Origin of the sequence: Ancylobacter sp. FA202 (assembly GCF_000380205.1) — a bacterium.
Lineage (GTDB): Bacteria > Pseudomonadota > Alphaproteobacteria > Rhizobiales > Xanthobacteraceae > Ancylobacter.
On sequence record NZ_KB904818.1, the window covers coordinates 2,454,927 to 2,470,328 of the forward strand.

General features: G+C 70.8%; 10 protein-coding genes. 5 read left to right on the forward strand and 5 right to left on the reverse strand.

All coding sequences use genetic code 11. The annotated features are described in order from the left end of the window. Positions 1-239 precede the first annotated feature (239 nt). Complete coding sequence (gene hrpB / locus A3M1_RS0111035) at positions 240-2,717, reverse strand: ATP-dependent helicase HrpB (RefSeq protein ID WP_018389031.1); 2,478 nt, start codon at positions 2,715-2,717, stop codon at positions 240-242. A 182-nt stretch (positions 2,718-2,899) separates the two neighbouring features. Next, a complete protein-coding gene (locus tag A3M1_RS0111040; RefSeq protein ID WP_018964122.1) occupies positions 2,900-4,237 on the reverse strand; it encodes an aspartate aminotransferase family protein in 1,338 nt (445 codons plus the stop codon). Positions 4,238-4,589: 352 nt separating this feature from the next. Between A3M1_RS0111040 and A3M1_RS0111045 the strand changes: the two genes are divergently transcribed. The 5 genes from A3M1_RS0111045 to hisG all read left to right on the forward strand — a co-directional run bounded on the left by A3M1_RS0111045 (position 4,590) and on the right by hisG (position 11,821). Further along, on the forward strand, positions 4,590-6,539 hold the full coding sequence (locus A3M1_RS0111045) for a hypothetical protein (protein WP_018389033.1): 1,950 nt from the start codon (positions 4,590-4,592) through the stop codon (positions 6,537-6,539). 113 nt (positions 6,540-6,652) lie between these two features. After that, positions 6,653-7,768: a TIGR03364 family FAD-dependent oxidoreductase gene (locus tag A3M1_RS0111050; RefSeq protein ID WP_018964121.1), complete on the forward strand. Its 1,116-nt coding sequence runs from the start codon at positions 6,653-6,655 to the stop codon at positions 7,766-7,768. Positions 7,769-7,847: 79 nt separating this feature from the next. Beyond that, positions 7,848-9,488, forward strand: a complete 1,641-nt coding sequence (gene hisS, locus A3M1_RS0111055) for a histidine--tRNA ligase (RefSeq protein WP_018389035.1) — start codon at positions 7,848-7,850, stop codon at positions 9,486-9,488. 231 nt (positions 9,489-9,719) lie between these two features. Then, the gene (locus A3M1_RS0111060; protein WP_018389036.1) at positions 9,720-10,835 is read left to right on the forward strand and encodes an ATP phosphoribosyltransferase regulatory subunit; all 1,116 of its coding nucleotides are present in this window, start codon (positions 9,720-9,722) and stop codon (positions 10,833-10,835) included. A gap of 11 nt (positions 10,836-10,846) precedes the next feature. Beyond that, on the forward strand, positions 10,847-11,821 hold the full coding sequence (hisG, locus tag A3M1_RS0111065; RefSeq protein WP_026221273.1) for an ATP phosphoribosyltransferase: 975 nt from the start codon (positions 10,847-10,849) through the stop codon (positions 11,819-11,821). A gap of 568 nt (positions 11,822-12,389) precedes the next feature. On the opposite strand, the gene cysG is transcribed toward hisG, so the two are convergent. The 3 genes from cysG to A3M1_RS0111080 form a co-directional block, all read right to left on the reverse strand. Further along, on the reverse strand, positions 12,390-13,892 hold the full coding sequence (gene cysG, locus A3M1_RS0111070) for a siroheme synthase CysG (protein WP_018389038.1): 1,503 nt from the start codon (positions 13,890-13,892) through the stop codon (positions 12,390-12,392). Between the two features lie 88 nt (positions 13,893-13,980). After that, the gene (locus A3M1_RS0111075; protein WP_018389039.1) at positions 13,981-14,478 is read right to left on the reverse strand and encodes a TIGR00645 family protein; all 498 of its coding nucleotides are present in this window, start codon (positions 14,476-14,478) and stop codon (positions 13,981-13,983) included. A gap of 144 nt (positions 14,479-14,622) precedes the next feature. Next, the gene (locus A3M1_RS0111080; protein ID WP_018389040.1) at positions 14,623-15,348 is read right to left on the reverse strand and encodes a hypothetical protein; all 726 of its coding nucleotides are present in this window, start codon (positions 15,346-15,348) and stop codon (positions 14,623-14,625) included. Positions 15,349-15,402 lie beyond the last annotated feature (54 nt).

Here is a 15,402-nt window from a genome sequence, read left to right on the forward strand (position 1 = left end):
GCCGGCGCAGGCCGCGCATCCTCTTGGTGCGTGGTTAATGTTTGCCGGTGGGGGATGGTTAATACTTCACGACCGCGCCCCTCGGTCGGGCGTCATACCCGCTGGCGCGCCTTCGGACCGAAGTCGTGGATCCCCCGGCCAAGCCCGGGGATGACGGTGTGCGGGGGGGTGACGGCGTGCCGGCGGGTATGACGAGGTGGCGGCAGGGAGGCGGTCTCCCCGGTTCTCCGAGCCGGCGTTCAGCTGCGCGGCTTGGCCCGCCGCGTCGGCTCGGCCTTCGCCGGGTCTTCCGGCCAGGGGTGGCGGGGATAGCGCCCGCGCATGTCGGCCCGCACATCGCGCCAGGAGCCGGCCCAGAAGGCGGGCAGGTCGCGGGTCAGCTGGATCGGCCGGTGCGCCGGGGAGAGCAGCGACAGGATCAGCGGCACCCGCCCGGCGGCGATGCTGGGATGGGTCTTCAGGCCGAACAGTTCCTGCACCCGCACATGCAGCGTCGGGCCGCCCTCCGTGGCGTAGTCGATCGGCAGGCGCGAGCCGGTCGGCACCTCATAATGGGTCGGTGCCTCGGCCTCCATCCGCCGCGCCTGTTCCCAAGGCAGCAGGCCGGACAATGCGCGGCCGAGGCGGTCGGCATCGAGCGCGCCGAGCGCGGTGATGTCGCCCAGGACAGGCGCCAGCCAGTCCTCGGCCGTTCCGGCAAGGGCCGGCCAGGCGAGGTCCGGCCAGAGATCCGGCGCGCTGGCGTGGAGGAAGCGGGCGCGATCAAGCCATTGCCGCTGCGCCTCGGACCAGTTGAGCCGCTCCAGCCCGCGCGCGGCGGCGGCGCGGGCTAGCGCCCGGGCGGTGGCGTCCCCCGGCTTCAGCGCGGCGGTGCGCTCGGCCAGAACAAGCGCGCCGAGCCGGCGCACATGGCGGGCGCGCAAGGCGCCCGCGGCGGCATCGAAGGCGGTTTCCACGCCCTCGGTGATGGCGTCACCGAACTCCGCCTCGATCTCGGCTTCGGTGAGCTCAGTGGCGAGCAGGATGCGGGCTTCGTCCGCCGTGCCGGTGAGTTCGGCGATAGCGAGAAAGCGGGCGCGGGCGAGCGAGGAGGCGGGGTCCAGCGCCGCGCCGCGCCCATTCGCCAGCACGAAGCGGCGGCCGTCGCCGCGCCCGCGCGCCACCCGGTCGGGGAAGGCCAGCGCCAGCAGCACAGCGGGGGAGGGCGTATCGCCGCTCGCCCGGGTGCCCGAAACCTGCCGTTCCGCCTCGCCGGCCCAGCGTTCGACCAGCCGCCGGGCTTCCTCGCTGCGGCGGGAGCGATCCCGGGAAAAGTCCATCAGCCGGTGGGCGAGGTCGGGCGCGTCGCCGCCGAGCCCGCGCTCGGAGACCAGGGCGGCGATGCGCGCGGCCTCTTCGCCGGCGCCGCGCCGTGCGCCCTCGATCACCATGCGGGCAAGGCGCGGCTCCAGCGGCAGCCGGGCCATGGCGCGGCCGAGCGGGCTCACCTGCCCGTCCGTAGCGAAGGCGCCGAGCGCGCCGAGCAGCGCCCGTGCCTCCGTCACCGCCGGGGCGGGGGGTGGATCGAGAAAAGCGAGGGTCGCGGGATCGCGCGCGCCCCAGACCGCGAGGTCGAGCACGAGGCGGGAGAGATCGGCGGCGAGGATTTCCGGCGTCGCGAAGGCCGGCAGGCTCGCCGTCTCCGGCTCATGCCACAGGCGCAGGCACACGCCCGGCTCGGTGCGCCCGGCGCGGCCGCGCCGCTGGTCGGCGGCGGCGCGTGACACGCGCACCGTCTCCAGCCGGGTGAGGCCGACGCCGGGCTCGAAGCGCGGCACCCGGGCGAGGCCGCTGTCGATGACGACGCGCACGCCCTCGATGGTCAGGCTGGTCTCCGCGATGGAAGTGGCGAGCACCACTTTGCGCCGGCCGGGAGGCGCCGGGGCGATGGCGCGGTCCTGCTCGGCGGGGGGCAGCGCGCCATAGAGCGGGGCGATGTCGATGGCGGGGTCCCGGATCGCCTCGCGCAAAAACCGCTCGGTGCGGCGGATCTCAGACGCGCCGGGCAGGAAGGCGAGCAGCGAGCCGGTCTCCTCGCGCAGCGCGCGGGTGATGAGCTCCGCCATCTGCCGCTCGACCGGCGCGCCCGGCACCCGGCCGGCATAGCGTGTCTCCACCGGGAAGGCGCGGCCGAGGCTTTCCACCACAGGCGCGCCGTCCAGCAGGCGGGCGACGCGGGCGCCGTCCAGCGTCGCCGACATGACGAGGATCCGCAAATCCTCGCGCAGCGCGCCCTGCGCGTCGAGCGCGAGGGCGAGGCCGAGATCGGCGTCGAGGCTGCGCTCGTGAAACTCGTCGAACAGCACGGCGGCGACGCCGGAAAGCTCCGGGTCATCCAGCATCATGCGGGTGAAGATGCCCTCGGTGATGACCTCGATGCGGGTGGTGCGCCCCACTTTCGAGCCGAAGCGGGCGCGGTAGCCGACCGTTTGCCCGGCTTCCTCGCCCAGCGTCTGTGCCATGCGGGTGGCGGCGGCGCGGGCGGCGAGGCGGCGCGGCTCCAGCACGAGGATCTTGCGCCCGTCCACCCAGGGCTCGCCGAGCAAGGCGAGGGGCACCCGCGTGGTCTTGCCCGCGCCGGGCGGCGCCACGAGCACGGCGGACGGGCCCGCGCGCAGGGCGGCGGTCAGTTCCGGCAGGGCGTCATCGATGGGGAGGGGCGAGAGGGGCGCAGGCATGGCGCAGGGCTATACAGCCTGTTGCCGTGCGCGGGAACGGGCGCCCCCCAAAGACGCCTGCTGCCCACTGTGCCCTCATGGCCGGGCTTGACCCGGCCACCCAGGCTTTTCAGCGGCGCAAGGCGGGGCCGCTGGATCCCCGGGACAGGCCCGGGGATGAGGGAGGCGGAAGGCCGGCCCGCTCAGAAGATCGCGTCGAGCGTGCGGCCGATCTTCTCGACGATCTCGCCCATCTGGCTCTCGCTGACGATCAGCGGCGGGCTGACGGCGAAGGTGTCGCCGGCGGTGCGCACCATCATGCCCTCGTCGTGGAACAGACGCTCCATGCCTTCATAGGCGCGGCGGCCGACGCCGTCGGCGCGCGATTCGAAGTCCACCGCGCCGACGAGGCCGACGGTGCGGATGTCGAGCACGCCGGGCTTGGAGCGCAGCGAGTGGAAGGCATCGGCCCACATCGGCTCGATCTGGCGCACCCGCTCGAACAGTCCTTCCTCGCGGTAGAGGTCGAGCGTGGCGAGCGAGGCGGCGCAGGCCAGCGGGTGCGCCGAATAGGTGTAGCCGTGGAACAGGTCGATGACGGGCGCGTCGCTCTTCACGAAGGCGTCGTAAATGTGCTTGCGCACCAGCACGCCGCCCATCGGCACCGCGCCCGAGGTGACGCCCTTGGCGAAGGTGATCATGTCGGGCACCACGCCGTAGCGCTCGGCGGCGAAGGCATAGCCGAGGCGGCCGAAGCCGGTGATGACCTCGTCGAAGATCAGCAGGATGCCATACTTGTCGCAGAGCTCGCGCAGGCGCTTGAGATAGCCGACCGGGGCGGGAATGGCGCCGGTGGAGCCGGCCATCGGCTCGACGATAACGGCGGCGATGGTGGAGGCGTCGTGCAGGGCGACGAGGTTCTCCAGCGCGTCGGCGCGCTCGGCGCCCCACTCCGGCTCGCCCTTGGAAAAGGCCTGCTTCTCGCGGTTATAGGTGTGCGGCAGGTGGTCGACACCCGGCAGCAGCGAGCCGAACATCTTGCGGTTGGGCGACATGCCGCCGACCGAGATGCCGCCGAAGCCGACGCCGTGATAGCCGCGCTCGCGGCCGATGAGGCGGGTGCGCGTCGCATTGCCTGTGGTGGCGTGGTAGGCGAGCGCGATCTTCAGCGCGCTGTCGCCGGCCTCGGAGCCGGAATTGCACAGGAACACATGGTCGAGGTCGCCCGGCGCCAGCGCGGCGATGCGGGCGGCGACGGCGAAGGCCTTGGGGTGGCCATACTGGAACGGCGGGGCGAAATCCATTTCCGCCGCCTGGTGCTGGATCGCCTCGACGATCGGGTCGCGGTTATGGCCCGCATTGGCGCACCACAGACCGGCGGTAGCATCGAGCACCGCGCGCCCTTCCGGCGTGTAATAGTGCATGTCCTTGGAGCGCGAGAGCAGGCGCGGCTTCGCCTTGAACGCCCGGTTGGGCGTGAACGGCATGAAGAACGCCTCAAGGTCGTTCGGGCTGGCGGCTGCGGAAGAGTAAGCAGACATGAATGACTCCGGCTGATACGGCGAAGGGGACAAGCCGCGCTTTTTTAGTCATGTATAATACGTAAGCAGGATGCGCTCACGAGAAATAATCATGATGTGATCACTTTCCTTTCTGCCGCGCCGCCAGCGCATTGGCCGGCTTGACCCGATGGCCTCATCGCGGCCATCAACGCACGGCAGAGGTGGAGTGCGATCCGATCAGATTGAACCGATCTGATCGGGAAATCGCCCTCTAACTCTAAGATAGAGAACGCTGCGTCAGTGTGTGTGAGCGCGGCGCGCCTCCCACAGAGGGCGTTTCTGCCGGGTCCGGGGCGGGGGAGCCCGGGACGGCGCAGGATAGGACGTTGCGGTGCCCGAGAGCACGACAGTCGAGACGCCCGGAGCCGACGCGGCCTCCCCCGATGCGGTGCGGCGCGCGCTGGCGCATGTGCTCGCCTCCGATGAGCTGCGCTCCTCGCCGCAGCTCGCCAATATTCTGCGCTTCGTCGTCGAGGCGACGCTCGATGGGCGCCGCGAGGCGATCAAGGGCTACACCATCGCCGTCGAGGCGCTGGGGCGCGACCCCTCCTTCGATCCGCAGGCCGACCCGATCGTGCGGGTGGAGGCCACGCGGCTGCGCCGGGCGCTGGAGCGCTATTACGCCGGCGCCGGTGCCGGCGACGATCTCGAAATCGCCATTCCGCGCGGCAGCTATGTGCCGCATTTCCTGCCACGGCCGGCGGCAGGGGCGATGGCGGGGGCGCTGGCGCCCGCGCCCGCCGACGAGGCGGCGGAAGCGCTGGCCGATCTGGCGGGCGTCGACCTTTCGCAGGACGGCCTTTCCAGCGGAAATCCGGCCGAGCGGCCCGCCGCGCCGGTTGCCGCCCCGCTGCCGGTCGCCGCGCCGCGCCGGCGCATCGGCGTCGGCCTCGCGCTCGGCGTGCTTCTGGTTGCCATGGTCCTGGTCGCCTCCGGCCTCGCGCTCGGCAGCCTCGACCCGCTGGGGCTGCGGGGCGTGCTGGCGGGGTCGCAATGGGAGCCGCTGGAGCGTGCCAACCGGCTCGGCATACCGATGATCGAGGTGCGCGAGTTCGAATCCACCGGCGGCCCGGCGCTGCCGCCCGGCGACACGGCGGCCCGCGCCAGCGCGGCGGGCAGCGGCGATTTCACCGCCGAGGCGATCGAGGTGCGGGTGCGCGACGCGCTGGCCCGCTTCGACCTGCTCGACGTGCTGGCGAGCCCGGATGCGCGCCCGGCGCTGCGCTGTTCCGGCGAGGAGGCTTCGCCCAGTTCCGCCTTCGCGTTGGGCGGGCTGGTGGAAAACCACGATGACGGCACGCTCTCCGTGCTGCTGCGCCTCTCCGACCTGTGCGACGGCACGATCGTCTGGTCGCGGGAGTTCGACAGCCTCAGGCGCGGCGGCGACGCCACGGCGCTGGAAATCGGCCTGGTGCGCGACATCATGGCGGCCATCGCCGAGCCCTATGGGGTGATCCAGGCGCGGGCGCGGGCCCGCGTCACCGCTGCCGGCGGGCCGGCGGTCGCGGGGCCCTATGGCTGCGTGCTGATCGCCTATTCCTACTGGCGCTCCTATCTGCCGGCCGACCATGAGGCGGCGCGCGACTGCCTGGAAAAGGCCGTGGCGGCCGACCGCACCTTCGCGCTCGGCTACGCGCTGCTGGCGGAACTGCATCTCGACGAGATCCGCGCCGGCGTCCCGCCACGCGCCGCGACTCCGGCGCTCAACCGCGCGCTGGCGGCGGTGGAGCAGGCGGTGGAGCTGGCCCCGACCAGCGCCTTCGCCCGCCGGGTGCTGATGGATGTGCATTTCTTCCGGGGCGAGCGCGCGGCCACTCTGGCGGCGGGCGCGAGCGCGCTGGAACTGAACCCCTATGATGTCGACATATTGGCGGATTTCGGCGGCCGGCTCGTGGCGCTGGGCGAGCGCGCGCGCGGCGAGGCGATGCTGGCGCAGGCCGCCCATGCGGCGCCGGGCATGCCGCCCTGGGTGGATTATCACCGCGTCATCGCCGCCTATCTCCGCGGAGATGCGGTGGCGGCGGCCGCGGCGGCGGACCATCTGATGGGCGAGGGCTACGCGCCGGGGCTGCTGGCGCGGGCGCTGGCCAGCCATCTCGCCGGCGAGGATGACGAGGCGCGCGCCGATGTCGCCAAGCTGGTGGCGATCGCGCCGGGCTGGGCGAGCGAGCCGGACACCATGATAGGCCGCTTCTTTCCCGATGCCGGCGTCGCCCGCAAGGTGCGGGCCGACCTCGCCGAACTCGGCCTGAAGCTGCGCGATTCCGCCGCCGCGAACTGAAATCGGGCGGCATCGGGGGCGGGGGGCGCGCACAAGGTCGCGTGGCGCGGGCGGGCCAGAGCGGCTATAGGCTTGGCCGCTTCCCGGATCTCCCCTCCACGCGGACCTTTCTCATGTCGGACAGTTTCGATCTCGCCATTGTCGGTGCGGGCGTCGTCGGTCTCGGCCACGCCATAGCGGCGCGGCGGCGCGGGCTGAAGACGGTCGTCATCGACCGCGACGCGCAGGCCAATGGCGCTTCGGTGCGCAATTTCGGCTTCGTCACCGTCACCGGCCAGCAGCGCGGCGAGTGCTGGCGCCGGGCGATGCGCTCGCGCGACATCTGGGCCGAAATAGCGTCCCGGGCCGGCATCGAGGTGGTGCATCGCGGCCTGCTGGTGGCGGTGCGGCGCCCCGAGGCGCTGCCGGTGCTGGAAGCCTTCCGCGCCACTGAGATGGGTGAGGGCTGCGAACTGCTCACGCCAGAGGCGACGCGCGAGCGGCTGCCGGCGCTCACGGGCGAGCTTTCCGGCGGGCTGTGGAGCCCGCACGACATGCGGGTGGAATCGCGCGACGCCATCCCTCGCCTTGCCGCCTGGCTGGCCAGCGAGGGCGTGGAATTCCGCCGCGAGAGCGCGGTCACAGCGGTCGAGCCGGGCCGGGTCGTCACCTCGTCCGGCACGGTGTCGGCCGCGCGGATCGTGGTGGCGCCGGGCGACGATTTTCACACCCTGTTCGAGGACCGCTTCACCGCCTATGGCGTCACCCGCTGCAAGCTGCACATGCTGCGCGTGAGCGACCCGGCGCTGGGCATGCTGCCCGGCTCCGTGATGACCGACCTCTCGCTGGGGCGCTATCTCGGCTATGCCGAACTGCCCGAAGCGCAGGCGCTGAAGCGCGTGCTGGAGGCCGAGCAGGCCGAGCACCTCACGCATGGCGTGCACCTCATCGTGGTGCAGTCAGCCGATGGCTCGCTTGTGGTGGGCGACAGCCACCATTATGGCGCGACGCCGGACCCGTTCGCGCCCGATTTCGTCGACGAGCTGATCCTCGACGAATACGCCGCCTTGTTCGGCCGCCGGCCGCCGGTCACTGAACGCTGGATCGGCACCTATGCCTCGGCGCCGGACCGGCTCGCCTTCATCGACCGGCCGCACGACCATATCCGCCTCGTGGTGGTGACCAGCGGCACCGGCGCCTCCACCGGCTTCGCGATCGCCGAGGAGGCGGTGGCGGAGCTGTTCGACTGAGGCCCGTCTCCCGCACCGGCATTGCCGCCACGCGCCCCATCCTCTAAACCCGCGCCGTACTTCGAGAAGGACGGCGCCCATGGCCAAGGACAAACCCACCAAGCTTCGCGCCCGCATGCCGCGCGGCTTTGCCGATCGCGGGCCGGGCGAACTCGTACCGACGCGGGCGATGCTAGAGACCATCCGCAAGGTCTATGAGCTCTACGGCTTCGAGGCGCTGGAAACCCCCTTCATCGAATACACCGACGCGCTGGGAAAATTCCTGCCCGACCAGGACCGGCCGAATGAGGGCGTGTTCTCCTTCCAGGACGATGACGAGCAGTGGCTGTCGCTGCGCTACGACCTCACCGCCCCGCTCGCCCGCCATGTGGCGGAGAATTTCGACAAGCTGCCAAAACCCTTCCGCAGCTACCGCGCCGGCTGGGTGTTTCGCAATGAGAAGCCCGGCCCCGGCCGCTTCCGCCAGTTCATGCAGTTCGACGCCGACACGGTGGGCGCCCCGACGGTGGCGGCGGATGCCGAGATCTGCATGATGATGGCCGACACGCTGGAGGCGCTGGGCCTTGCCGGCCAGTTCGTCATCAAGGTGAACAACCGCAAGGTGCTGGACGGCGTGCTGGAGGCGATCGGCCTTGGCGGGGATGAGAATGCTGGGCGGCGGCTCACCGTGCTGCGCGCCATCGACAAGTTCGACAAGGTGGGCATCTCAGGCGTCCGCGACCTGCTCGGCGCCGGCCGCTGGGAGAACCCCGAGGCCAAGAGCGGCGATTTCACCAAGGGCGCGGGGCTTGCCTCCTCCGAAGTCGACTTGGTGCTCAAATTCATTAATGCGTCGCCGCAGATGACTGGACGCGACAGCGAGTATCTAACGCGCGAGCAATTCGACGAGTGGATGGCAACGTTGCCTGAGCACGAGCGTGGGCAGTTCTTGTATGACGAACGTGCCGGTTGGGCCGGCTCATACGTGAATTACAAGACGTGCGACATGCTCGAACGCGCATTCGGTTCAAATGCAAAGGCAGCGGAAGGGATCAAGGAACTCCGAGAAATCGGAAACCTTTCTTACTTCGCAGGCTATCGTACTGACCGCATCCGCATCGACCCCTCCGTCGTCCGTGGCCTCGAATATTACACCGGCCCGGTCTTCGAGGCCGAGCTGACTTTCGAGGTGAAGGACGAGAAGGGCCGCCCGGTGCGCTTCGGCTCCGTCGGCGGCGGCGGGCGCTATGATGGGCTGGTCGGCCGCTTCCGGGGCGAAGCTGTGCCGGCTACGGGTTTCTCCATCGGCGTCTCGCGGCTCGCTTCCGCGCTGTCTTATCTCAACACCGACGCCGCGCCGGAATTCGGCCCTGTCGTGGTGGTGGTGATGGATCGCGACCAGACGGCGCATTATATGGGGCTGGTGGGCACGTTGCGGCAGGCCGGCATCCGCGCCGAGATGTATCTCGGCAACCCGAAGAATCTCGGCAACCAGTTCAAATATGCCGACCGCCGCAACAGCCCTTGCGTGGTCATTCAGGGTTCGGATGAGCGGGCAAACGGGCAGGTGCAGATCAAGGATTTGATCGAGGGCGCCAAGGCCGCCGCCGCGATCACCGACAATGCCGAGTGGCGCGAGAGCCGCCCGGCGCAGTTCGCCTGCACCGAGGGCGAGCTGGTCGAAAAGGTGCGCGAGCTGCTCGACCATCACGGCGTCCCGCACGGCGCCGCGCTGGGGTGAGGGGGGCTTTCCCCCTAACCGGTGGCGGGCGGTGCGCGATACGAAGGCATTTGGCCGCCTGCGGCGGGTCTTCTCCTGGGTCCCGGATCGGCGCTCCGCCTGCGGTGTCGCTGGTCCGGGACACTCCCGCCCGGAAACCATGTCGCGCCCCGCGCATGGACCGGGGCGCAGGGCTTTGCTAGAAGCGCGCAGCTTCTAGCCGCCCCGTTTCCCGCAGACCGGACCCGCCTCATGCCCGCCGACCAAAGCCACGCCGAGGAACTGCTCGCGCTTTATGCGCGTGCCGGCTTCGCGCGCGTCGAGCCGCCGGTGCTCCAGCCCGCCGATGCCTTTCTCGACCTCTCGGGCGAGGAAATGCGGCGCACCATGTTCATCACCATGGACCCGGAAGGGCGCGAGCTGTGCCTGCGGCCGGACCTCACCCTGCCGGTGTGCCGCCATTACATCGCCGATGGCGCCGCGCAGATGCGCGATTTCGCCTATCTCGGCCCGGTGTTCCGCTCCGACGTGCCGGGCGGCGAACTGCTGCAGGCGGGCGTCGAATCCTTCGGCCGGCAGGACCGCGAAGCCGCCGATGCCGACCTTCTGGCGCTGGGGCTGGAGACGGCGGCGCTGTGGGGGGTGATCGACCCGACGATAAGGCTCGGCGATGCCGGCCTGTTCGCCACTTTGCTCGACGCGCTGAACCTGCCCCCCGTCTGGCGGCGGCGCCTCATCAAGGATTTCGCCCGCTCCGGCGATCTCGGCGCCGATCTCGCGCTGCTCAAGCAGCGGCCGGAGGCCGGCGGCGTCACCGCCCATGCCGGCGTGCTCTCGGCGCTGGCGGGCTCCGACCCCGACGCGGCGCGGGCGCTGGTGACGGACCTGCTCTCCATCGCCGGCATCTCCACTGTGGGCGGGCGCAGCGTGTCGGAAATCGCCGAGCGCTTTCTCGAACAGGCGGCGCCCGGCGACGGCGAGGGGCTGTCGCCCGAGAAGGTCATGGTGATCGAGCGCTATCTCGCCATTGCCGGCACGCCCGACCAGGCGGCGGCGCGCCTGCGGGCGCTGGCTGAGGAGGCGGGGCTGGAGCTTTCCCGCGCGCTCGACGCCTTCGAGACCCGCACCCATTTCATCGCCGCGCAGGGCATCGAGCCGGGCCGGCTCTCCTTCGCCACCGCCTTCGGCCGGCCGCTGGATTATTACTCCGGCATGGTGTTCGAGCTGCACGAGAACGGGGCGGGAGCGCCCTTGGTCGCCGGCGGGCGCTATGACGGGCTGCTCGGCCGGCTCGGTGCCGGGGAACCCATCCCCGCCGTCGGCTTCGCCGTCTGGCTCGGCCGCCTCGACGCCGTGGAGGCCCGCTGATGAGCACCAAGATGAGTGCGCCGCTGATCATCGCCGTGCCCTCCAAGGGCCGGCTGCAGGAAAACGCCACCGGCTTCTTCGCCCGCGCCGGCATGTCGCTGACCCAGTCGCGCGGGTCGCGCGACTATCGCGGCACGCTGACCGGGGTGGAGGGGGTGGAGGTCGCCTATCTCTCCGCCTCCGAGATCGCCAGCCAGCTCGCCGCCGGCGCCGTGCATCTCGGCGTCACCGGCGAGGATCTGGTGCGCGAGAGCATCCCGGACGCCGATTCCAAGGTGCTGCTGGTGGAAGGGCTGGGCTTTGGCCACGCCAATGTGGTGGTGGCGGTGCCGCAGGCCTGGATCGACGTGCGCACCATGCGCGACCTCGACGATGTGGCGACCCATTTTCACGCCACGCGCGGCCGGCGGGTGCGGGTGGCGACGAAATATCTTAACCTCACGCGCGGCTTCTTCGCCCGGCACGGCATTGTCGATTACCGCATCGTCGAGAGCCTCGGGGCCACCGAGGGCACGCCGGCGGCGGGCACGGCGGAGCTGATCGTCGACATCACCACCACAGGCTCGACGCTGGCGGCCAATGCGCTGAAGGTGATCGATGACGGGGTGATGCTGCGCTCGGAGGCCAATCTGGTCGCCTCGCTGCACGCGGACTGGAACCCGGGCGCCCGGGCGGCGGCGCGGGCGCTGCTCGACCGGGTGACGGCGGCCAAGCGTGCCGCCACCATGCGCGAGGTGAAGACCCGCTTTTCCGCCTGCGATGCCGGCGTGGTGCAGGAGGCGGTGCGCCGCTTCCGCGCCGTGGCGCCCTTCGGCGCGCCGACCTCCTCCGGCATGGTGACGCTGCACTGCCCGCCGGACACGCTGCACCCGCTGGCGGTGTTTTTGCGCGAGCAGGGCGCCGCGACGGTCTCGGTCGGCCCGCTCGACTATGTGTTCGCCGCCGAGAACCCGCTTTACGAAAAGCTGGAAGCGCGGATCGGCTGAAGTCTTCGCCGCGCGGGCCTGCGTGCCGGGCCTGCGTGTTTCCAGGCTCGCTTGCGCTCGCACCTCAGCATGACGGGGGGCGGCTCTCGCAGAGCACAGCATTCATCATCCTGAGGTGCCCGGGCGCCGCCCGGGCCTCGAAGGACGCAGGCGGCCACTCGCCCGCTCCCCACTCAAGATGTGGATCCACGGGTCAGGCACGGGAATGACGGCGCGCATTTGAATGATCGTCATCCCCAGCGGATTGCACCGTGTCCCGGCCCCACGGAGCTGAAGGCAAAGCGCCGCGCTGGGACCCAGCGCGAAACGCTTCTGCCGCACTCTTTAAGGGATTCGAGGCGCTGCGCGGGGTTTCTCCTGGGGCCCGGATCGGCGCCGCGCGGGGCGCGGCTTGTCCGGGACGCGGGGGCGGCCCTGCCGGGTGCCGGGCCTGCGTGCTTCGAGGCTCGCTGACGCTCGCACCTCAGCATGACGATGCGTGGCCTTGAGGAAGGCATGTCATCCGGAGGTGCCCGGGCGCAGCCGGGCCTCGAAGGACGCAGGCGGCCGATGTCGTGCGCTTCTTGGGTTATCCCCGCGCGGCCTGCGCCGTCTCCGCCACTTCCGGCCGCGCGAACGCCGCCGCCTCGCCGATGGCGTGGCCGAACAGAACGAGGCAGGGCCCGCTGGCGCCATCCGCCACCGCCTGCTCCAGCGCGCCCTGCAGCGTGGCGACGGTGGCCGGCACCTGCCGCTCCTCCGGCCGCGTGGCCGAGAACAGGGCGATGGCCGGGGTGGCCGGATCGAGCCCGGCCGCCATCGCCTTGGCCGCCAGTTCGCCCCAGGTGCGCTGGGGCATATAGACCACCGTGGTGGCGGCGGGGTCGGCCAGCGCCTGCCAGTCGAGATCGCGCGGCAACTTGCCGTCGCGCGCATGGGCGGTGACGAATTGCAGCCGGCGGGCATGGTCGCGATGGGTGAGCGAGGTGGTGAGCCGGCTCGCCGCCCCCTGCGCCGCCGTGATGCCCGGCACCACTTCCACCGGCAGGCCGGCATTGCGCGCGGCGGTGATTTCCTCGCCGGCGCGGCCGAACACCATGGGGTCGCCGCCCTTCAGCCGCACGACGCGTTTGCCCTGCCTGGCCAGCGAGACCATCAGCGCGTTGATGTCGTCCTGCTTGCAGGAGGCCTTGTAGCCGGTCTTGCCGACCAGCATCTTGCGCGCCTCGCGGCGGGCGACATCCAGCACCGCCGGGGCGACGAGGTCGTCATAGAGCACGACATCGGCCGATTGCAGCACGCGCACCGCCTTCAGCGTCAGCAGTTCCGGGTCGCCCGGGCCGGCGCCGACCAGGGCGACCGAGCCGCGCGGCGTGTCGGTGCGCTCCATCTCGGCGCGGGCGAGAAACTGTTCGCGCAACGCCTCGGAGGGTTCGTCCTCCGGCGTCTCCAGCGCGGCGCGGGTGAAGCGCTCCCAGAAGCTGCGGCGGCCCTGATAGGAAAGCGCGAGGGCGGACACCGCCGGGCGCCAGCTGCGCGCGGCCTCGGCCCAGCGCTTGAAGCCCTGCGGGATCACCGCCTCGATCTTCGCCCGCACCGCCTGGCCGAACACCGGGGCGGCGCCGTCGGTGGAGATGCCGACCACGAGCGGCGAGCGGTTGACGATGGCGCCGAAGGCGAAATCGCAGAAGGCCGGCTTGTCCACGACATTGACCGGCACGCCGACGGCACGGGCGGCCTGCGCGAAGCGCGCGCACTCCTCGTCCTCCTCGATGGCGCCTATGGCGAGCGCGGCGCCGGCGAGGTCGGCCGGGGTCCAGTCGCGGGCGATGAGAATGAGCGCGCCGTCCGGCGGCGCGGCGGCCAGCGCCAGCAGGTCCTCGCAGGGGTCGACGGCGAACACCTCCACCCGCGCGCCGGCGGCGGAGAGCAGTTCCGCCTTCCACGCCGCCGCCTCCGAGCCGCCGGCCAGCACCACCCGGCGCCCGGCCAGCGCGAAGAACACCGGCAGACGGGCGAGCGGCGCCATGCGCGCCGGCGCCGGGCGGGCGCGGCGCTCAGGGGCGGGAGTGGGGGAGGCGGAATCGGTCATCGCGGCGGTCGTCCGAAAAAGCACTGGCGACTTATCACACAAAATCCACGTCCATTAAAGTCAATGAACGAAAATATTGCGGAAAATGTCAGTGCGCCTTTTCCGACAGCCGGTCGGTCCAGGCCAGCACCACGCCTGACAGCACGAACACGACATGGATGATGACCAGCCACATCAACTGCTTCTCGTCGACGCCACGGTCGAGATTCATGAAGGCTTTCAGCAGCGCGATGGCGGAGATGGCGACGATGGAGGCCAGCAGCTTCTGCTTGAGGCCGGCAAAGTCGACCTTGGTCATCCATTCCGGCCAGGCGGCATGGCCGGAGCCGTCGATCTTGGCGACGAAATTCTCATAGCCGGAGAAGATGACGATGATGACCAGGCTGCCGGTGAAGGTGAGGTCGACCAGCGCCAGAATGCCCAAAATGGTGTCGCTCTCGTCGAACTGCGTGGCATGGGTGACGAAATGGAACAGTTCGACGCCGAATTTGTAGAGCAGCACCGCCAGCGCGATCACCAGCCCGAGATAGAACGGCGCCATGATCCAGCGGCTGAGCAGAATGATGCGTTCGATGACTTTTTCCATGCGTCCGTCACCCCAGCCTGACACCGCCTCTCGCGGCTGCGAGAGGGGTGCCACGGCGCCGCGATGGCGGCAAGGGGGCTTGACGCGGGGGCGGGGCGCGTCACGTGCGGGACGCGCCAGCGCGTCGCCCCGCCGCGCGCGGCCTCAGTTCGCGACCACCTTCTGGTAGGTGTTCTTCAGCTCGTCCTGGATGACGATGGCCGTGCCCTTGGCGACCAGCAGCAGGTCCGTGTCCGGCGTGCGCGTGGTGTAGCTCCAGCCGGCGGGCGGCTTCAGCTTGGCGCCGAGGCCGGCGAGGTCGGCATAGCTCATCGCCGGGTCGACGATCTGGGCGTAGGACTGCATGACATAGACCGCCCCGTCAGGCGCGGTGAGCTGGAACACCGGCTTGCCGGCGTCGAAGCGATAGGTGGTGTTGCGGTCGATGGTCTGCTCGGTATAGGCCGGGCCCATCGCCTGGTGCAGCGAGAGCGACACCTCGGCCCGCTTGGCCATGACGATGCCGCCCACCGTGATGATCTCGCCGGTCTTGGTGTCGCCGGTGGCGGAGATGCCGTCCATGATGAAATGGCGCGGGCCGTTCATGACGACAGCGAGCGTGTCGAACTGCCGGAGCAGTTCGCGCCGCGTGAGCGCGTCCCATTTGTCGGCCGGGCAGTCGTCGAAGCCGAGCGTGTTGAACACGGAGGCCAGGAGGCCTTCCCGGGTGATGTGCACCGCCACGAGCTCGCAATAGCGCGCATCGCGCAGCACGGCAGGCAGCTTCGGCGTCATGTCCGGGGCCGGCTGCTGCGCCAGCGCGGCGCCGCCGGTCAGCGGCACCAGCAAGGCGAACAGGGCGGAAAGGCGGGAGCGGGAAGATGAGGTCACGGTCGTTCCTCGTTCAATAGGCGAGGCGCGAACGTTACGGCGGAGGTGCCGGGC